Here is a 17,795-nt window from a genome sequence, read left to right as displayed (position 1 = left end):
GGACGGCGGGGTTCAGGACCGCTGTACCAGTTCCGCGTTGGCCTGCTCCAGGAACTGGTTCAGCGTCTTGATGCGGGTCTCCGCGTCCGGCATGCCGATGGAATACCTCCGCTCGACCTGGCTGATCGCTTCGAGCAGGGCGAGCGAGTCGTAGCCGAGGACGCTCAGCTCGACGTCACCGACGCCCTCTCCGTCCAGATCGGCGCCGTCCGCCTCGCCCGCGCACTCGCGGAAGATCTCGACCAGTACCGGCAGGGTCAGTTCACTCATCACACGTACCTCTCTCCGCTGGTGGGGGACCGGGCGCCCGCCGACGGGCGCCCGGGGTGGCGGCAGGGGCTCAGCCCGCCGCCTTCCACATGTCGTGCAGGGAGGCCCGCAGCCCGATGGCCGGGCGCCAGCCCAGTACCCGTTCCGCGCGCCGGATGTCGGCCTTCGTCCAGCCGCCGCCCTTGCTCTCCACCGCCCCGCCGGTCTCCTGGACCGTGCCGGGCGGGAAGCCGGCCGCCTCGACCAGGGTGGTGACCAGTTCGCGCATGGTGGGCGCCTCACCGCGTCCGATGTTGAACACGGTGCCGGCGGCGGCCGCGTCCGCGGCCACCAGGACGGCCGAGGCCACGTCCCGCACGTCGACGTAGTCGCGTGCCGCGTCCGCGATCACCAGCTCCAGCCGCTCCCCCGGTGCCAGTGCGCGCAGCCGGTTCAGCACGGTGCCCAGGAAGCTCGCCTCCGACGGGTGCGGACCGCACACGTTGACCGGGCGCAGCACGACCCCGTCGACGTCCCCGGTCCGGGCCGCCTCCAGTACGGCCTGCGACCCGGCCAGTTTCGTCCGGGCGTACGGGGTGGTGGGCTCCGGCGGCACCGATTCGTCGATGCCGTCGGGGTCCGGGGACACGAATCCGTACTCGTGGATGCTGCCGACGTGGACGACGCGGGGGCGGGTGGGCAGCTTCGCGACGCCGGCGAGCATCCGCTCCACCAGCCGCACGTGGGCGTGGTGCATCGCCTCCTCGGTCACGACCCATCCGCCCGTGGCGTTGACGACGACCTCCACGTTCCGCTCGGCGAGGAGGTCGGCGATGTCCCGGGGATCCGCCTGCGCCACGTCCAGCGGGACGAAGGGGTGCCGGGCGGTGTGCGGCGCGGGGCGCCGGGCCACGCCCAGCACCTCGTGTCCCGCGCGCGTGAACGCCGCGGCCACCTGCCGACCGATGGTGCCGGTCGCGCCCAGTACCGCGACCGTGCGGGGCGTGCTCGGCCTGCTCACCTCATGCGGGCTCGTCACCGGGTCCTCCCTTCCGCGCCGTCACGGGCGCCGGTCGTCACGGGTGACGCGGCGTTCGCGCACCTTCAGTTCGCCGTCGACCCGGACGAGCACGTCGTCGCACACGCACATCAGGTGCAGCCGGGGGCTGCCGCCCCGGGCCGTGGCGATGATCTGCGCGTACGAACGGACGTTCAGGGAGCCGTCCTCGCCCTGCCGGACCGACACCATGCCGAGCAGGTGGCGGTGCACCTCGCCGGCCTCGGCCAGCGCCGCGGCGGCCTTGTCGACCCCCTCGGCCAGGGCGGCCCGGCCGACGACGGGCTCGGGCAGTGAGGGCGGCGCGAACGATCCGTCCTCGGTGAAGGTCCGCGCCCAGCCCTCGCCGTCCCCGGCGTCCAGCAGGTGCATGTGATCGGCGTAGAACTGTTGCACTTCGGCATAGAGGGAATCGAACGACGACGAGGTTCCCGTCCGCATTGCCACCGCGTCCTCCTCACGCTGGTCCCGTTCGGGGCGAACGGGCGCACCCGCGAACGATTCACGACGCCCTTCGACATCGGCTCGAACGTGACGCGCGGGAGCCGAGTGAGGCTTGAGCGCTTCTCCGTCGGCGCGGAGCACGATCTGCTCGTCGGTGCGAGCGGTTCGGTGCGTAGGAGGTCCGTGTGCGGTTGATCGACCTGTCGTCGGCGGTGGATGCCACGGCGTACGAGCCGGATCCGGTGGTGCACGAGGTGTTGACGCCACGTCAGGGTGCGGAGCACATGAGCGCGGAGATGCGCACGCACTTCGGGCTGGAGTTCTCCCCGGACGAACTGCCCGACGGGGAGTTCCTCTCGCTCGACCGGATCACCCTGACCTCGCACACCGGCACGCACGTCGACGCGCCGTCGCACTACGGCTCCAGGGCCGGGTACGGCGACGGCGTGCCGCGGCACATCGACCGGATGCCGCTGGACTGGTTCTGCAGGCCGGGGATCGTGCTCGACCTCACCGACGCGGCGACCGGTGTCGTCGGGGCCGCGCGGCTGGAGAAGGAGTTCGAGCGGATCGGCCGCACCCCGGCGCCGATGGACATCGTCCTGCTGCGCACCGGGGCCCCGGCGCGGGCGGGCACGCCGGAGTACTTCACCGAGTTCGCCGGGCTGGACGGGCCGGCCGTGCACCTGCTGCTGGACCTGGGGGTGCGGGTGATCGGGACCGACGCGTTCAGCCTGGACGCCCCGTTCACCGACATCATCGAGCGCTACCGGCGCTCCGGTGACCGTTCGGTGCTGTGGCCGGCCCACTTCGCCGGCCGCGACCGGGAGTACTGCCAGATCGAGCGCCTGGCGAACCTCGACGCCCTGCCCGCCCCGTACGGGTTCACCGTCGTCTGCTTCCCCGTGAAGATCGCGGGCGGGGGCGCGGGCTGGACCAGGGCGGTCGCCATGGTCGACGAGTGACCCCGACCCCGACCCCTACGCCGACACCGACACCCACTGGAGAGAGATGTACGGACAGGAGCTGGCGGAGGTCTACGAGATCTTCTACCGCAGCCGGGGCAAGGACTGGCCTGCCGAGGCGGCCCACGTCACGGCCCTCGTACGGGCGCGGTGCCCGGACGCGGACTCCCTGCTCGACGTGGCCTGCGGCACCGGAGCCCATCTGGAGACCTTCGGAACGCTGTTCAAGCACACCGAGGGCCTGGAGATCGCCGCCCCGATGCGGGAGCTGGCGCACCGGCGGCTGCCGGCGGTGACGGTCCACCCCGGCGACATGCGCGCCTTCGGCCTCGGCCGCACCTTCGACGCGGTCGTGTGCATGTTCTGCGCCATCGGCTACCTCGGCACCGTCGCCGACATGCGGGACGCGGTGCGGTCGATGGCCCGGCACGTACGCCCCGGCGGGGTGCTCGTCATCGAGCCGTGGTGGTTCCCCGAGGACCATGTCGAGGGCTACGTCGCGGGCGACCTCGGCCGGGAGAACGGCCGCACGGTGGCGCGGATCTCGCACTCGACCCTCCAGGGCCGCGCGACCCGGATGGAGGTGCGGTTCCTGGTCGGCGACAGCTCGGGCATCCGGGAGTTCACCGAGGTCGACGTCCTCACCCTCTTCACCAAGGACGAGTACCTCGCGGCGTTCGCCGACGCCGGGTGCACCGTCGAGTACCTCCCCGGCGACCCGACCGGCCGCGGTCTGTTCGTCGGTGTACGGCAGTAGGACCCCATCCAGGCACGCGCCGGAGACGAGCGGAGACAGTGACTCAGCCATGACCACTTACGTATGGGACTACCTGCGCGAGTACGAGAACGAGCGGGAGGACATCCACGACGCCGTCGAGACCGTACTGCGGTCGGGGCAGCTCGTGCTCGGCGCCAGCGGGCGCGGCTTCGAGGAGGAGTTCGCCGCCTACCACGGGGTCGGGCACGCGGTGGGCGTCGACAACGGCACCAACGCGATCAAGCTGGGCCTCCAGGCGATCGGCGTGGGCCCCGGCGACGAGGTGATCACGGTCTCGAACACCGCCGCGCCCACGGTGGTGGCCATCGACTCCGTGGGGGCGACGCCGGTCTTCGTCGACGTCCACCCCGACACCTACCTGATGGACGTCGGGCAGGTCTCCGCGGCCGTCACCGAGCGCACCAGGTGTCTGCTGCCGGTCCATCTGTACGGCCAGTGCGTGGACATGACCGCGCTCCGGGCCGTGGCGGACGAGCACGGCCTGGTGGTCTTCGAGGACTGCGCCCAGGCCCACGGCGCCCGCCAGGGCGGACGCCTCGCCGGAACCTGGGGGGCCGCGGCCGGGTTCTCCTTCTATCCCACCAAGGTGCTCGGGGCCTACGGCGACGGCGGCGCCGTCATCACCTCGGACCCGGCCGTGGACGCCGCGCTGCGGCGGCTGCGGTACTACGGCATGGAGGAGCGCTACTACGTCGTCCAGACGCCGGGGCACAACAGCCGCCTGGACGAGCTGCACGCGGAGATCCTGCGCCGCAAGCTGCGCCGGCTCGACGCCTACGTCGAGGGCAGGCGCGCGGTGGCCCGCCGGTACGCCGAGGGCCTCGCCGGCACCGGGCTGGTCCTGCCCTCGACGGCACCGGGCAACGACCACGTCCACTACGTCTACGTGGTCCGCCATCCGCGGCGCGACGCGATCATCGAGGCGCTGAAGGCCTACGACATCCAGCTGAACATCAGCTACCCGTGGCCGGTCCACACCATGACGGGCTTCGCCCACCTCGGATACGCCAAGGGGTCCCTGCCCGTCACCGAGTCGGCGGCCGAGGAGATCTTCTCGCTGCCCATGTACCCCTCGCTGGACCCGGCGGTGCAGGACAAGGTGATCGGTGCGCTCCACGACGTACTGGCCACGCTGTGAGCCCTGTCCCCACCGGGCGGGAGGGGCACGGCGGCCGCCGGGTCCGCATGGGTGTGCTCGGCTGCGCGGACATCGCGCTGCGCCGGATGCTCCCGGCCATCGCGGCGGCCGAGTCGGCCGAGCTCGTCGCGGTGGCCAGCCGGGACGCCGCCAAGGCGCGGCGGGCGGCGGCCCGGTTCGGGTGCGCCGGGGTCAAGGGTTACCGGGCGCTGCTGGAGCGGGACGACATCGACGCCGTGTACGTGCCGCTCCCGCCCGCGCTGCACTTCGAGCAGGTGGCCGAGGCGTTGCGGGCCGGCAAGCACGTGCTGTGCGAGAAGCCGCTGTGCACGACCCACGCGGAGGCCGTCGAGCTGATGGAGCTGGCTCGGCGGCACCGCCGGATCCTCGCCGAGAACTTCATGTTCCTGCACCACTCCCAGCACGCCGGGGTCCGCTCGCTCGTCGAGTCGGGTGCCATCGGCGGGCTGGAGGTGCTCTCCGGGTCCTTCGGCGTACCGCCGCTGGACCCCGCCGGGTTCCGGTACGCCCCCTCGCTCGGCGGCGGTGCGCTGCTGGACGTCGGCGTCTATCCGCTGCGCACGGCGCAGATGTACCTGTCCGGTGAGCCGGAGGTGCTGGCGGCCACCCTGCGGGTGGACGACGCGACCGGGGTGGACGTGGCGGGCACGGCGCTGCTGTGCGCCCCCGACGGCGTCGCGGCGCAGCTGGAGTTCGGCTTCCGCCACTCCTACCGGTCGCGCTACGCCCTGTGGGGCGGCGCGGGACGGATCTCGGTGGAGCGGGCCTACACCCCGCCGGAAGTGCTGAAGCCCGTGGTCCGGCTCCAGCAGCAGGACCGGCTGACCGAGCTGGCGATGCCCGCGGACGACCAGGTGCGCAACGCGCTGGCCGCGTTCACGGCCGCCGTCCTGGCCGGCGGGGACGGACCGGTCGGCGAAGCGGAGTCGCTCCTGCAGGCCAGGCTGGTCGAGGACGTCCGCAAGGCCGCCAGGATCGTCGTCGGGTGAGGCGGCAGGACGGCGCCGGGAACGGGGCCGGGAACGGGGCCGCGCACCGGACGGGCGGCGGGCTCCCGAACTGCGGCGTCCGCGGCGCGGACCTACGCTGATCCGGTGACCGGCCGCACCGCAGGCAGGGTGTCACCCGGCGCCATCCGGTGGCGGTCCCAGGGAGGTGACGCCCGATGTCCGCACCCCGGGCAGCAGCCGTGGTCCGCCGCGCGGCCGCGGGAACCGTCTTTCTGATCGTGTTCGCGGGCGCCGGCCCGGGCACCGCCCTGGCCGACGACAACGGCATGGCCGACAAGAGCGCGCAGGCCATCGCCGACGCCTCGCGCAAGGCCATGTCGGAGGTCACGTCCATGCGCATGGTGGCCAAGGTGACCGAGGGGTCGGGCACCACCGCGCTGGACATCCGCTTCGACGAGGCGGGCAACTGCGTCGGCAGCGTCAGGCCTCCCGGCGGCTCCGGCCGGGCCGACGTGATCAAACGCGGCAACGACGTGTGGATGAAGCTCGACGACGCGCTGCTGCGGGCCCAGGTGCCGGCCGCCGCGGCCGAGGACGCGATCGCACTGATCGACGGCCGCTACCTGCACGGCACCACGGACAACATCATGCTGCGCGATTTCGCACAGTTCTGCGATCTCGACCACTTCACGTCGGAGTTCTCCTCGAAGCCGGCGAACGAGCAGCTGAAGAAGGGCGCGCGCAGCAGCGTCGACGGCCGTCCGGCCATCACGGTCACCGGCAAGCGCGGCGGGGACACCGGCACCTACCAGGTGTCCACGCAGGACGAGCCGTACCTCCTGCGCCTCCAGGGCGCCAAGGCCTCCGGCGAGCGCGTGGAGGCCACCTTCTCCGCCTTCGACGAGCCGGTCCGGCCCAAGCCCCCCGCGCCCGCCGACTCGGTCGACCTGTCCAAGCTCCAGTAGCGCGCCGCACGAAAGGGACCACCATGATCACCACTGACTTCGCGGCGGGCGCCCCCTGCTGGATCGACCTCGGCGTTCCCGACGTGCCCGCCGCGGCCGCGTTCTACGGGGCCGTGCTCGGCTGGGACTACGAGTCCATGGGCGAGGGCGAGGACATGGAGGGCGGGATGTTCCGGAAGGACGGGAAGGTCGTCGGCGGACTCGGCAGGCTCACCGAGGAGGGTGCCCGCCCGGCCTGGATGATCTACTACAGCGTGCCCGACGCGGACGCCGCCACCCAGGCCGTCGAGCGCGCCGGGGGCACGGTGCGGGTGCCGCCGAGGGACCTCGACGAGTGGGGGCGGATGGCCCAGTACAGCGACCCGCTGGGGGGCCAGTTCGCCGTCTGGCAGCCGGGGACCAGCAAGGGGGTCGAGCTGGTCGACGAGCCGGGCTCGCTGTCGTGGACGGAACTCTGCACGAGCGACGCCGCGGCGGCCAAGGACTTCTACGGCGGGGTCTTCGGCTGGTGGTTCAGCGACATGGAGCTGCCGGGCGGCGGAGGGACGTACGCCCTGGTCACGCCCGAGGGGCAACCCGCGGAGCGCATGCACGGCGGCGTGATGGAGCTGCCCGCCGAGAACCTGGCCGCGGCGGGCGGGAGGCCGTACTGGCACCCCGTCTTCGCCGTCACCGACTGCGACGCTGCGGTCGCCGCGGTCACCGGGAACGGCGGGAGCGTGCAGATGGGGCCGGAGGACGCCGAGGGCGTCGGACGGCTGGCCGTCTGCCTCGACCCGGCGGGCGCCGACTTCGTGGTGCTGGCCCCGTCGCCGGACTGACCCTGGTCCCGGTGGCCCTGGTCCCGGTGGCCCCGCCGAGGCCGGACCGGCAGGGGTCAGACCCGGGAGCGGTACGCACGCATCGCGAGCGGGACGAAGACGATCGCGATGCCCGCCGCCCAGATCAGCGACCACATGATCGGCTCGCCGGCCGGGGTGCCGAGCAGCAGCCCGCGGAAGGCGTCGGACAGCTGGGTGACGGGATTGACGTTCACCCAGGCCTGGAGCCAGCCGGGCATCGTGTCGACCATGACGAACGCGCTGCTCGTGAAGGTGATCGGGAAGATCAGCGTGAAGGCGAAGACCTGCACCTTCTCCGCGTCGCCGGCCAGCATTCCGATCAGCACGGCCGTCCACGACATGGCCGCGGCGAAGACCAGGAGCAGCAGCAGTCCGCCGACGAACCCGGCGGCGCCGCCGGTGATCTCGAAGCCCAGCAGGGTGCCCAGGGCGATCATCAGGAGCATCGCCCAGAGCTGCTTGGCCAGGTCGGCCGTGATGCGTCCGAGGAGCGGCGCCGAGCGGGCGATGGGCAGGCTGCGGAGCCGGTCGAAGACGCCCTTGGTGAGGTCGGTGTTCAGCGCCATGGCCGTGTACATGCTCATGAACAGCGTGTTCTGGACGATGATCCCGGCGAGCGCGTACTGCAGGTACGCCTGCGGGGACCCGGCCATCTGTCCGCCGAAGACGAAGGTGAACAGGAAGACGAACATGATCGGCGAGATGCTGTAGTCGACGAGCTCCAGCGGATTGTGCTTGACGGAGACCAGGCTGCGCCAGGCGAGCGTCGCTGTCTGCCGCAGCGCCGCCAGGGGGCGCACCCGGCCGCTGCCGCCCAGGGTGCCGGTCACGGGTGCGGAAGCGGTGGTCATGACAGGCTCCCGGCGGTCGCGTACTGCTCGTCGTCACCGTCACCGCCACCGTCGTCCGCTGCGGTCTGCGGCTGCGCCCGGTGGCCGGTCAGGACCATGAACACCTCGTCGAGCGACGAGCGCCGCAGGGTCAGCTCGGCCACGGCGATGCCCGCCTGGTCCAGCCTGCGGACCACGCTCGGCATGAGCTCCGGGTCCCTGACGGGCGCGGTGACCTCGTCGCCGTCGATCTCGGCCAGCGGGCCCGCGGCCTCGGCGAGCAGGGCGTGCGCCCGGGCGAGGTCCGCGGTCCGGGCCGGCCGCAGCTGGAGCACCTGGCCGCCCACCTGCGCCTTCAGCTCGTCGGGCGTGCCGTCGGCGATGACCGTGCCCTTGTCGATCACGACGATGCTGTCGGCCAGCCGGTCCGCCTCGTCCAGGTACTGCGTGGTCAGCAGCACCGTGACCCCCTCGGCGACGAGGCCGCGCAGCATGTCCCACACCTCGCCGCGGCTGTGCGGGTCGAGCCCGGTGGTCGGCTCGTCCAGGAAGAGGATCTGCGGCCGCCCCACCAGGCTCGCCGCGAGGTCCAGGCGCCGCCGCATGCCGCCCGAGTACGTCTTGGTGGCCCGTCCCGCCGCCTCGACCAGCTGGAAGCGGTCGAGCAGCTCGGCGGCCCGGGCCCGGGCCGCGCTGCGCGGCATGCCCAGCAGCCGCCCGATCATCAGCAGGTTCTCCGTGCCGGTCAGGTTCTCGTCGACGGCGGCGTACTGGCCGGTGAGCCCGATCACCGATCGGACCCGGCCCGCCTGCCGGACGACGTCGTACCCGGCGACCTCCGCGCGGCCCTCGTCCGGCTGGAGGAGGGTGGCGAAGATGCGGACGGCGGTCGTCTTGCCCGCGCCGTTGGGCCCGAGCAGGCCGAGGACGCTGCCGGCGGGCACCTGGAGGTCCACGCCGGCCAGTGCGCGGGTCTGCTTGAACCGCTTCGCCAGGCCTTCGGCCCGGATCGCGTACTGCATGGAGATCACCCCGGACGGGAGGTACGTGCTGCTGTCACTTCCCTCAACTGTGACGCACGCCACTGACATTGTCCGGCCGGGCGCACGGCCCGGGCGGCGCGGGCCGGTGCGGCCGGACGGACAACGGAGAGGCCAGATCCCTCCAACCCCCTTGCCGGGGTGGCGGCCCGGCGGCGGAACGGCGGGCGCGCGGGTCGCGGACGGCCGATTCTTCGGTGTCAGGTACACCTGACCGATCGGGGAAGACCGTGTACGAGCACATGGCCGGGCCGAGCGCGCCGGCCGGGATGAGAGGGTCCGCCGAGCGGGCCGAGAGCGCGGCGCGGGTCGTGGCCTGGCTGGCCGCCCGCGACGAGGCGGAGCAGGCGCTGCGGGAGGCCCTGGGGCGGCCGCCGAGCCAGCGCGACGACACCGTGGCGCGGATGGCCGAGGCCCTGCGGGCGGCCGCCCAGGGGCTTGGGGAGCCCGCGATCGCTGTGGCCGCCGGCGTGCCGGAGCGGATGCTGCGCGGGTGGCTGGAGCAGGACCAGGCCTTCGCGGCGGCGCTGCGGGCCGCGCGGGCCCTGGCGGACGGGCACGGCCTGACCGCGGACGGCGGCGCCACGCCGGCGATGCTGCGGGTCGTCCTGGACGCCGTGGGGCGGGGTGCGGCCTGGCCGGTGGCCGGCCGGCTGGCCGGGTTCTCCGTCCGCCGCTTCAACCGGCTGCGGCGGACCACCTCCGGAGTGGAGGCGCTGCTGGAGGCGGCGCAGCGGATGCGCTCGCGGACGGCGCGGGAGGCCCGTACGGCTCGCGGCGGGCGCGTCGCGCACCCTGCGGAGAGCAAGACCGCGGCGGGCGATCGCCGTTACCGCCTCGTACAACTGGACGATCCACTGCTTTCCCCACCGGGGAACACTCGCATTAGGTTAGGCTTACCTAAGTCAAACTAGGGGCGGCGACGACCGGCCGCCCGCGCGAGGGGGACCCCGGTCATGGACCTGTCCAAAGTCACGCCCTATCCGATGCCCGACGAGGCCGCGCTCCCGCCCTCGTCGGAAGCCTGGACCTTCGAACCCGGCCGGGCCGCCCTGCTGATCCTCGGCATGCAGCCGCAGTTCCTGCGGTCGTTTCCGGCGACCGCGGCGCCCGGCGGCGAGCTGCTCGCCAACGCCGCCGCGCTGCGCCGGGAGGCGCGGGCCCGCCGGATACCCGTCGTGTTCGGCCACGCCCCGGGGGCGGGCCCCGGCCCCGACGACCCGCTGGTCCCCGAACGCGGCGACCACGTGATCACGTACGTCCGCGAGAACGCCTTCCTCCGCAGCCACCTGCGCCGCGTCCTCGCCCTCACCGGCCGCGACCAGCTGCTGCTGTGCGGCCTGTTCGCCGCGGGCGGGGTGCTGCTCACGGCGGCCGATGCGCGGATGCACGGCATCCAGCCCTTCGTGGCGGCGGACGCCGTCGCCGACGTCGGCCCGGAGGACCACGCCCTCGCCATCCGCTGGACCGCCGCCCGGTGGGGCGTGGTCCGCACCACCCGAACCCTCCTCCAGGAAATGGCAGGCCCATGACGACCCCTCCCCCCGCACCGGCCGCGCACGAGAAGCACGGGCAGGGACGGGCGCGCACCGTGATCGAGGCGCTGCCGTGGCTGGAGCGCTACCGGGACCGCACGGTGGTGGTGAAGTTCGGCGGCAACGCGATGGTCGACGAGGAGCTGAAACGGGCGTTCGCGGCGGACGTGGTGTCCCTGCGGTACGCCGGGCTGCGGCCGGTCGTGGTGCACGGCGGCGGCCCCCAGATCAGCTCGCTGCTGCGGCGGCTGGACCTGGAGGTGTCGTTCGCGGCGGGGCTGCGGGTCACCACCCCCGAGGTGATGGAGGTGGTGCGGATGGTGCTGGCCGGTCAGGTCCAGCGGGAGCTGGTGGGGTTGGTCAACGAACACGGCCCGTTCGCCGTCGGGATGACCGGCGAGGACGCCCGCACGCTCACGGCGGTGCGGCGCCCGGCCCTCGTCGACGGGCGCGAGGTGGACATCGGCCTGGTCGGCGAGGTGGTGTCGGTGGACCCGGACACGGTGCGGGCCCTGCTGGACCGGGGCCGGATCCCGGTGATCTCACCGGTGGCGCGCGGTACGGACGGGCAGGTCTACAACGTCAACGCCGACCTGGCAGCGGCGGCGCTGGCGGCCGCACTGGGCGCGGAGAAGCTCGTGATGCTGACCGACGTGGCGGGGCTGATCCCCGACTGGCCGCGCGGCACCTCCGTGGTGGACCGGCTGACCGCGGCGGAACTGGCCGGTCTGCTGCCGTCGTTGGACGGCGGCATGGCCCCGAAGATGGAGGGCTGCCTGCGGGCGGTCCGCGGCGGAGTGGCCATGGCGCACGTGCTGGACGGGCGGGTGCCGCACTCGCTGCTGCTGGAGGTCTTCAACGACACCCCCGTCGGCACCTGCGTGGTGCCGGACCCCGCCCCCGACCGGGCGCCCGGCACCGGAACGGGTACCGGCCGATAGCCCGGATCGCTACCCACGGGTAGCGGCCCGGCCCTCAAGTCGGCCGGGCCGGCCATGCGTTGAGCGACAGCGGCAGGATCCTCCCGCTGCGGGGAGCCGTCCAATCGAAAGGCCGACCGCATCCAACGGGACGCCCTGAAAGCGCGATTCCCGGGGGTCGGTACGAGCCACCGCGAGCCACGCCCGGCACCACCCCGCCAGGCGTCCGCCGCGGGGCCCGATCCCCCGAATTCCCGGCCTTCCGGGATCACCGGCGGCCGATTCGCGCCGCTCGGGACGGCCGGGAGGGCGCACCGAGCGCCGCCCGCCCGGTTCCCGGCCCGATCTTGCCCATCAACCAACCTCCGTGAAAGCTACGGCGGTTGGCGGTTCGCCATGCCTTCGGCCGGGTGACCTGCGGTGACTTGACACACCCCGAACGATCAGTGACGTTAGGTCAGCCTTACCTAAGTAGCCAGGTAAGTCCGAGGAAGGATGGGCATGTCCGCACCACATACGCACACCGGGTCCGGGGACCGGATCCCCGTTGTCCGGGACCTGGTGGGCATCGGCTTCGGCCCCGCCAACCTGGCCCTGGCGATCGCCGTGGCCGAGCACAACGCCCGGCGGTCCGCCGACGAGGCGGTCCTGGCGGCGTTCGTCGAGCGCCAGGAGGCCTTCTGCTGGCACTCGGGCATGCTGCTGGACGGCGCCACCATGCAGGTGTCCTTCCTCAAGGACCTGGTGACCCTCCGGAACCCGGCCAGCCCCTACAGCTTCCTGCAGTACCTCCAGGAGCACGGGCGGCTCCCGGACTTCATCAACCAGAAGACCTTCTTCCCCACCCGGGTCGAGTTCCACGACTACTTCCGGTGGTGCGCCGAGGACTTCGCCGCCCAGGTCTCCTACGGCGCCGAAGCCACCCGGGTGGCCGCGGCCCGCGACCTGCCCGGGGCGGACCCGGACGCCCTGGAGGTCGTGGAGGTCCACCACCGCCCGGCCGGCGCGCCCCCGTCGGACGCCGCCGAGGCGGCTCCGCTGTACGCGCACAACCTGGTCCTCGGCACCGGGCTGCTGCCCCGGCTCCCCGAGGGCGTGAGCCGCGGCGAGCACATCTGGCACACCAGCGAACTGCTGCACCGCACCCGCTCCCTGACCGGGCTCACGCACCGCCGGTTCGTCGTGGTCGGCGCGGGCCAGTCGGCCGCCGAGGCCGCCGAGCACCTGCACCGGGCCTTCCCCGAGGCGGAGGTGTGCGCCGTCTTCGCGCGCTACGGCTACAGCCCCGCCGACGACAGCCCCTTCGCCAACCGGATCTTCGACCCGGCCGCCGTGGACGACTTCTACGCCGCGCCCGACGAGGTCAAGCAGAAGCTCCTCGGCTACCACGCCAACACCAACTACTCGGTCGTGGACGGGGACCTGATCACCCAGCTCTACCGGACCGTGTACCAGGAGAAGGTCTCAGGGACCGAACGGCTGCGGATCCTGAACACCAGCGAGGTCGCCGACGTCCGCGAGGAGGCGGGCGGCGCCCGCGCCACCGTCCGCTCACTGATCGACGGAACCGCCGCCGAACTGCACTGCGACGCCGTGGTGTACGCCACCGGCTACGGCTCCCCGGACCCGCGCGACCTCCTCGGCGATCTGGTCGACGAGTGCCTCACCGACGGCCGGGGACGGCTCCGGATAGGCCGCGACCACCGGGTCGTCACGACCCCGCGGCTGCGGGCCGGGATCTACCTCCAGGGCGCGGGCACCGAGCACACCCACGGCCTCACCTCCTCCCTGCTCTCCACCCTGGCCGTCAGGTCCGGCGAGATCTGCGACTCCCTGCTGCTGAGCGGCGCGGAGCGCGCGGTGAGGACCGGCCGCGACCGGCTGGCGGCGGCCGCTGCCGGGGCCGCCCCCCATCCCTCGGGAATCCGGAGCTGACACGTGTCCGCCACCTCTTCCCCCACCCCGGCCGCACCGGCCGCCCCCTCCGTGCCCGCGGTGCCCGCCGCCGGCGCACCGGACGCCGTACCGCTGACCGCGGCGCAGACCGAGTTCCTGGCGGCGCAGTCCGCCGCTCCCGGGTACGCCGGGCACAACGTCGGCCAGTACGTCGAACTCGCCGGGCCCGTCGACACCGAGGCCCTGCGGGACGCGGTGGCCGCCGCCCTCGACGAGGCCCCCTGGCTGCGGTTCCGGCTGACCCGGGGCGACGACGGCCCCCGGCAGTCCCCCGTGCGCTCGCCGGGGCGCCCCCGGCGGCCCGCCCTGCTCGACACCTCCGGCGCCGCCGACCCGGTGGCCGCCGCGCTGGGCCTGGTCCGCGGCCAGCTCGCCTGCCCGCCCCGGCTCGACCTGCTCACCGATCCGCCGGTCCCCGGGGACGTGCCGGACCTCGCCGGGAGCGTGCTCGTCACGGTCGGCCCCGGACACCACCTGCTGGTGCAGTTCTTCCACCAGCTCGCCGTGGACGGACACGGACTCGCCCTGCTCAACCACCGCATCGCCGAGCTGTACACGGCGGCCGTGCGCGGACGTACCGCCGGGCCGTCGCCGTTCGCCCCGGTGACCGCGCTCGTCGAGGCGGAGAGCGCCTACGCCGCCTCCGCCGAGCGGCGCTCCGATCTGGCCGCCTGGACCCGCCGCCTGGCCGGGGCCGCGCCGCCCGCGCCGCTGCGCGGGCGCAGCGCGCCGCCCGCCGACACGGCGCTGCGCCGCACCGTGCTCCTCGACGCGGCCGACACCGCCGCCGTCGAGGCCGCCGCCCGGAGCGCCGGAGTCACCTGGGGCGAGGCGGTGCTCGCGGCCACGGCCGCGCACACCACCGCGCGGACCGGGGCGGCGGAGGCGCTGCTCGCCGTGTACGCGGCGGCCCGCACGGCCCCCGGCACGCTGCGGGTCCCGGCCGCGGCCGTGAACATCCTGCCCGTACGGATCGCGGCCGGGCGGGCCGACACCTTCCGGGACCTGCTGGCGCGGGCGGCCGCGGAGACCGCGTTCCTGCGGAGGCACCAGCGGGTGCGCGGCACCGAGGTGGCGCGGGCCGTCTGGCCCGGTCACACCGGTGCCCGGGTGCCCGGGCCGCTGGTCAACCTGCGGCCGTTCGAGACCGAGCTCGACTTCGCCGGGGTGCCGGGCCGGGTCGTCAGCCTGGCCTCCGGGCCGGTGGACGACCTCGCCGTCTCGGCCTCCCGTTCCCCCGAAGGCCTGCTCCGTCTCGATCTGGACGCCAACCCCGCCCTGTACGAACCGGCCGAACTGGAGTCCGAGGCAGCCGGATTCGCCGCCCTGCTGGCCGGGCTGGCCCGGCGCCCGCGGACGCCCGTCGGGAGGATCGCCGCCGTCCGGCCGGACGCCGACGGCTCCGCGCGGTCGGGTGCCGCCCCGTCGGACGCCGTGCGACCGGTGCCCGTACCGGCCGGGGACCACGAGGCCGGACCGCTGACCCTGCTGCCCGCCGCACACCGGCTGCGGGAGGCACCTGGGCCCGCCGAAGGCGCCCACGAGCACGTCCTGCTGGAGGTTCCGGCGGGGCTGCGGACGGCTCCGCTGCGCCGCGCCCTGACCACCCTGGCGCGCCGGCACCCGGCGCTGCGCCTGGCCCTGCACCGGTCGCACGGCGTCTGGAGCCAGGAGATCCGGCCCGCGGCGGAGGCACCGGCCGTCACCGACGCGACGAACCTGCGCCGCTACCCGGTGGCAGGGCTGGCGCCCGGCGCCCGGGACCTGCTGGTCACCGCGGCGGCGCGGGCCGCCGGGGACGCCCTGGATCCGGCGGCGGCCTCGGTGTTCCGGGCGGCCTGGTTCGACGCCGGTCCGGCAGAGCCGGGCAGGCTGCTGCTGACCGCGCACGCGCTGTGCGTCGACGACGTCTCGTGGCAGCTGCTGCTCGCGGAACTCCCCGTGCTGTACGACTGGTTCGCTGGCTCCGGCGCGCCACCGGGCGCCCTCGGGCGGGCCGGCGGGCTGACCGCATGGGCCTCCGGGCTGGCCACCACGGCCCAGTCCCCCGCTCGGGTGCGGGAGCTGCCGTACTGGACGGAGCTGGCGGATGGACCCGCGGCCCGGGCCTGGCCCGCGGCTGAGGGCGGGCACCGCACGGTGACCCGGTTCGAGGTGCCCGCCGGGCCGCCGGGGCCGCACCCCGTCGACGTGGCGCTCCTGGCGGCGCTGGCCCGTACCGCCGACGGCCGGCCGCGGCTGCACGACGGCGCGCGGCTGCCGGTCGAGCTGGAGCTCCCCCGCCCCGGGACGGCCCCCCGTACGGCCGGACGGCTCTCCACCGTGCACGGGGTGCGGCTGCCGCTGGACGCCGACGGCCCCGATCCCGTACGGCGGCTGCTGGCGGCCGTTCCCGACGGGGGGCGCGGACAGGAGCAGTTGCGCCACCTGAACCCCCAGACGTCGGCGCTGCCGGCCGGAACCCCCGGCCGCGGCGTCGCCTACCGGCGGCGTGCGGCCCTGCACGCCCGGGACTGCGCCCCCGGCTGGGGCCCTGCCCCGGACGGGGAGTGGACCGCACTCGGGGCCCTGCGCGGCGATCCGCCGCTCACCGGGCCCGTGGAACTGACCGCGACGGTCGCGGCGGGTCCCGCCGGCGCCCACCGCGTGACCGTGCACTGGCGCTGGTCCACCACCCTGTTCGACGCCTCCGAGGCGGCCGGGCTGGCCGAGGCGGCGACCGCGCTCGCGGCCCGCTTCGCCGCACCGGCCGGCTGAGCGGGCCCCGTCCCGCCGTCCGGCACCGATCCACCCACCCACCGACACACCGCCCCACCGGCGCAGCGACCCGCTGCCCCAGCGAACGAGGAGACACCCCGATGGCCACGAACCCCTTCGAGGACGACGACGCCCGCTACTTCGTGCTCGTCAACGACGAGAACCAGCACTCGCTCTGGCCCGCCTTCGCGGCGGTGCCGGACGGGTGGCGCGTCGTGCACGGCGAGGACAGCCGGGAGGGCTGCGCCGCCTACACCGAGGAGCACTGGACGGACATGCGGCCGGCGAGCCTCGTGGCGGCCGAATCCGCCCGCTGAGCCCCTCGTACCGCTCGGGGGCGGCGGGGCGGTGATCCCGCCCGCGCCGCCCCCGCGGAAGCCTCACAGCGTCCGTACGTAGACCCGCGATCCCCGGGCCGGGTCCAGGGCCGCCGCCCACGCGGCGGGCGCCTGTTCCGGTTCCGCGGGGGCGAAGCCGTGCCGCACGAACAGCACGGCGGGTCCCGTCGTCGCCGTGAACACCCGGGTCGCGCGGTGGCCGCGGGCGCGCTCCAGCGCGTCCCGGAGCAGCGCCGACCCGATCCCCCTGCCCTGACTGCCGCGGGCCACACAGAAGTTGTGGAGCACGGCGTCGCCGTACCCCTCGTCCCGCACGCCGACACAGCCGGCCAGCCCGCCGCCGGGGGCGGTGTCCTCCATCAGGAGGAACTCCCCCGCGCGGGCGCGGTAGTGGTCGAGGGGGCGGGACCTCAGCTCCCCGGACGCGACGAAGGTCCGGGAGAGGGCGAAGAGAGCGTGTGCGTCTCCCGGGCGGGCCGGACGGACCGGTACCGCGGGGAGCTCGACTGCAACTGGAATCACAGAAGTTAGGTTAGCCTTACCTAAGCCAATCGATGGTGAGGCGCTCCGATCCGTCCCTCACAGAGGAAGCCACCTGCCATGACCGCCTCCCCGAACGCCTCCCCGAACGACACCCGGACGCCCGCTCCCGAAGGCCCGTTCGGCCTCGACCGGCTCCTCCAGGACGTCGCCGACGTGCTGTGTGCCGAACCCGAGGAGATCGACCCCGACGAGAACCTCCTCGACCAGGGGCTCGACTCCATCCGGCTGATGTCGCTGGTGTCCCGCTGGCGGACCGAGGGCGCGCAGATCGCCTTCGTCGACCTGGCCGAGCGGCCCACGCTGCGGGAATGGGCCGAACTCCTGGCGCCCGCCGCCTGATCGCCCGACCGGAGCAGCTCCGCCCGGCCCCCGCCGTCCCCGGGTCCGCGCACCTGGTGCTTCTGGGAGCCGGGGCGCGGCCGCTTCGATGCGGCGGTGCGGGCCCAATGGCGCCACCTGCGGGTGCG

19 protein-coding genes are annotated in these 17,795 nt (G+C 74.2%); 13 read left to right on the top strand and 6 right to left on the bottom strand.

All coding sequences use genetic code 11. The features are described 5' to 3' along the window. Window positions 1–12: 12 nt before the first annotated feature. From E6U81_RS17670 to E6U81_RS17660, 3 genes are all read right to left on the bottom strand, one after another. Window positions 13–270, bottom strand: coding sequence for a phosphopantetheine-binding protein (locus E6U81_RS17670; protein WP_136231047.1), 258 nt, complete (start codon window positions 268–270; stop codon window positions 13–15). A 70-nt stretch (window positions 271–340) separates the two neighbouring features. After that, window positions 341–1,288 carry an NAD(P)-dependent oxidoreductase gene (locus E6U81_RS17665; RefSeq protein WP_240803873.1) on the bottom strand — a complete coding sequence of 316 codons (948 nt, stop codon included), beginning with the start codon at window positions 1,286–1,288 and terminating at the stop codon, window positions 341–343. 21 nt (window positions 1,289–1,309) lie between these two features. Then, a complete protein-coding gene (locus E6U81_RS17660; protein WP_136231046.1) occupies window positions 1,310–1,747 on the bottom strand; it encodes a nuclear transport factor 2 family protein in 438 nt (145 codons plus the stop codon). A gap of 188 nt (window positions 1,748–1,935) precedes the next feature. Between E6U81_RS17660 and E6U81_RS17655 the strand changes: the two genes are divergently transcribed. The 6 genes from E6U81_RS17655 to E6U81_RS17630 all read left to right on the top strand — a co-directional run bounded on the left by E6U81_RS17655 (window position 1,936) and on the right by E6U81_RS17630 (window position 7,388). Then, window positions 1,936–2,715 carry a cyclase family protein gene (locus E6U81_RS17655; protein ID WP_136231045.1) on the top strand — a complete coding sequence of 260 codons (780 nt, stop codon included), beginning with the start codon at window positions 1,936–1,938 and terminating at the stop codon, window positions 2,713–2,715. 46 nt (window positions 2,716–2,761) lie between these two features. Beyond that, a complete protein-coding gene (locus tag E6U81_RS17650) occupies window positions 2,762–3,472 on the top strand; it encodes a class I SAM-dependent methyltransferase (protein WP_136231044.1) in 711 nt (236 codons plus the stop codon). 49 nt (window positions 3,473–3,521) lie between these two features. After that, on the top strand, window positions 3,522–4,631 hold the full coding sequence (locus E6U81_RS17645) for a DegT/DnrJ/EryC1/StrS family aminotransferase (protein WP_136231043.1): 1,110 nt from the start codon (window positions 3,522–3,524) through the stop codon (window positions 4,629–4,631). A 47-nt stretch (window positions 4,632–4,678) separates the two neighbouring features. After that, a complete protein-coding gene (locus E6U81_RS17640; protein ID WP_136231211.1) occupies window positions 4,679–5,641 on the top strand; it encodes a Gfo/Idh/MocA family oxidoreductase in 963 nt (320 codons plus the stop codon). Between the two features lie 176 nt (window positions 5,642–5,817). Beyond that, the gene (locus tag E6U81_RS17635) at window positions 5,818–6,567 is read left to right on the top strand and encodes a hypothetical protein (protein ID WP_136231042.1); all 750 of its coding nucleotides are present in this window, start codon (window positions 5,818–5,820) and stop codon (window positions 6,565–6,567) included. Between the two features lie 23 nt (window positions 6,568–6,590). Further along, window positions 6,591–7,388, top strand: coding sequence for a VOC family protein (locus E6U81_RS17630; protein WP_136231041.1), 798 nt, complete (start codon window positions 6,591–6,593; stop codon window positions 7,386–7,388). A 56-nt stretch (window positions 7,389–7,444) separates the two neighbouring features. On the opposite strand, the gene E6U81_RS17625 is transcribed toward E6U81_RS17630, so the two are convergent. Together E6U81_RS17625 and E6U81_RS17620 are read right to left on the bottom strand one after the other, a co-directional pair. After that, the gene (locus tag E6U81_RS17625) at window positions 7,445–8,260 is read right to left on the bottom strand and encodes an ABC transporter permease (RefSeq protein WP_136231040.1); all 816 of its coding nucleotides are present in this window, start codon (window positions 8,258–8,260) and stop codon (window positions 7,445–7,447) included. Continuing rightward, window positions 8,257–9,261, bottom strand: a complete 1,005-nt coding sequence (locus E6U81_RS17620; protein WP_136231039.1) for an ATP-binding cassette domain-containing protein — start codon at window positions 9,259–9,261, stop codon at window positions 8,257–8,259. The genes E6U81_RS17625 and E6U81_RS17620 overlap by 4 nt, the downstream gene beginning before the upstream one ends. Window positions 9,262–9,509: 248 nt before the next feature. Here E6U81_RS17620 and E6U81_RS17615 point away from each other — a divergent pair, with 248 nt between their 5' ends. The 6 genes from E6U81_RS17615 (at window position 9,510) to E6U81_RS17590 (ending at window position 16,764) form a co-directional block, all read left to right on the top strand. After that, window positions 9,510–10,193, top strand: a complete 684-nt coding sequence (locus tag E6U81_RS17615; RefSeq protein WP_136231038.1) for a hypothetical protein — start codon at window positions 9,510–9,512, stop codon at window positions 10,191–10,193. A 42-nt stretch (window positions 10,194–10,235) separates the two neighbouring features. Then, window positions 10,236–10,811 carry an isochorismatase family protein gene (locus E6U81_RS17610; RefSeq protein ID WP_240803872.1) on the top strand — a complete coding sequence of 192 codons (576 nt, stop codon included), beginning with the start codon at window positions 10,236–10,238 and terminating at the stop codon, window positions 10,809–10,811. Then, on the top strand, window positions 10,808–11,755 hold the full coding sequence (gene argB / locus E6U81_RS17605; protein ID WP_136231037.1) for an acetylglutamate kinase: 948 nt from the start codon (window positions 10,808–10,810) through the stop codon (window positions 11,753–11,755). Before E6U81_RS17610 ends, argB begins: the two co-directional genes overlap by 4 nt. Window positions 11,756–12,235: 480 nt before the next feature. Next, entirely contained in the window at window positions 12,236–13,669 is a 1,434-nt protein-coding gene (locus E6U81_RS17600; RefSeq protein WP_136231036.1) for a SidA/IucD/PvdA family monooxygenase, read from the top strand. Window positions 13,670–13,672: 3 nt separating this feature from the next. After that, on the top strand, window positions 13,673–16,447 hold the full coding sequence (locus tag E6U81_RS17595; protein ID WP_136231035.1) for a condensation domain-containing protein: 2,775 nt from the start codon (window positions 13,673–13,675) through the stop codon (window positions 16,445–16,447). A gap of 101 nt (window positions 16,448–16,548) precedes the next feature. Beyond that, a complete protein-coding gene (locus E6U81_RS17590; RefSeq protein WP_136231034.1) occupies window positions 16,549–16,764 on the top strand; it encodes an MbtH family protein in 216 nt (71 codons plus the stop codon). A 63-nt stretch (window positions 16,765–16,827) separates the two neighbouring features. Here the strand turns inward: E6U81_RS17590 and E6U81_RS17585 are convergent, their stop codons facing one another. After that, window positions 16,828–17,307 (bottom strand): GNAT family N-acetyltransferase, encoded by a 480-nt coding sequence (locus tag E6U81_RS17585; protein WP_136231033.1) that lies wholly within the window; start codon window positions 17,305–17,307, stop codon window positions 16,828–16,830. A 78-nt stretch (window positions 17,308–17,385) separates the two neighbouring features. Between E6U81_RS17585 and E6U81_RS17580 the strand changes: the two genes are divergently transcribed. Further along, on the top strand, window positions 17,386–17,667 hold the full coding sequence (locus E6U81_RS17580) for a phosphopantetheine-binding protein (protein WP_136231032.1): 282 nt from the start codon (window positions 17,386–17,388) through the stop codon (window positions 17,665–17,667). Window positions 17,668–17,795 lie beyond the last annotated feature (128 nt).

The sequence above is a fragment of the Streptomyces sp. A0592 genome (assembly GCF_004795115.1).
Taxonomy (GTDB): Bacteria; Actinomycetota; Actinomycetes; order Streptomycetales; family Streptomycetaceae; genus Streptomyces; species Streptomyces erythrochromogenes.
The sequence above is the reverse complement of the archived record's forward strand: the minus strand, read 5'-3'. Positions and strand labels throughout refer to the sequence as shown.

Bases quoted from the DNA above. Each gene is read 5' to 3' on its own strand.
- E6U81_RS17670 (WP_136231047.1), bottom strand. From the start codon at position 270: ATGAGTGAACTGACCCTGCCGGTACTGGTCGAGATCTTCCGCGAGTGC.
- E6U81_RS17660 (WP_136231046.1), bottom strand. From the start codon at position 1,747: ATGCGGACGGGAACCTCGTCGTCGTTCGATTCCCTCTATGCCGAAGTG.
- E6U81_RS17650 (WP_136231044.1), top strand. From the start codon at position 2,762: ATGTACGGACAGGAGCTGGCGGAGGTCTACGAGATCTTCTACCGCAGC.
- E6U81_RS17645 (WP_136231043.1), top strand. From the start codon at position 3,522: ATGACCACTTACGTATGGGACTACCTGCGCGAGTACGAGAACGAGCGG.
- E6U81_RS17640 (WP_136231211.1), top strand. From the start codon at position 4,679: ATGGGTGTGCTCGGCTGCGCGGACATCGCGCTGCGCCGGATGCTCCCG.
- E6U81_RS17635 (WP_136231042.1), top strand. From the start codon at position 5,818: ATGTCCGCACCCCGGGCAGCAGCCGTGGTCCGCCGCGCGGCCGCGGGA.
- E6U81_RS17630 (WP_136231041.1), top strand. From the start codon at position 6,591: ATGATCACCACTGACTTCGCGGCGGGCGCCCCCTGCTGGATCGACCTC.
- E6U81_RS17625 (WP_136231040.1), bottom strand. From the start codon at position 8,260: ATGACCACCGCTTCCGCACCCGTGACCGGCACCCTGGGCGGCAGCGGC.
- E6U81_RS17620 (WP_136231039.1), bottom strand. From the start codon at position 9,261: ATGCAGTACGCGATCCGGGCCGAAGGCCTGGCGAAGCGGTTCAAGCAG.
- E6U81_RS17610 (WP_240803872.1), top strand. From the start codon at position 10,236: ATGGACCTGTCCAAAGTCACGCCCTATCCGATGCCCGACGAGGCCGCG.
- argB (WP_136231037.1), top strand. From the start codon at position 10,808: ATGACGACCCCTCCCCCCGCACCGGCCGCGCACGAGAAGCACGGGCAG.
- E6U81_RS17600 (WP_136231036.1), top strand. From the start codon at position 12,236: ATGTCCGCACCACATACGCACACCGGGTCCGGGGACCGGATCCCCGTT.
- E6U81_RS17590 (WP_136231034.1), top strand. From the start codon at position 16,549: ATGGCCACGAACCCCTTCGAGGACGACGACGCCCGCTACTTCGTGCTC.
- E6U81_RS17580 (WP_136231032.1), top strand. From the start codon at position 17,386: ATGACCGCCTCCCCGAACGCCTCCCCGAACGACACCCGGACGCCCGCT.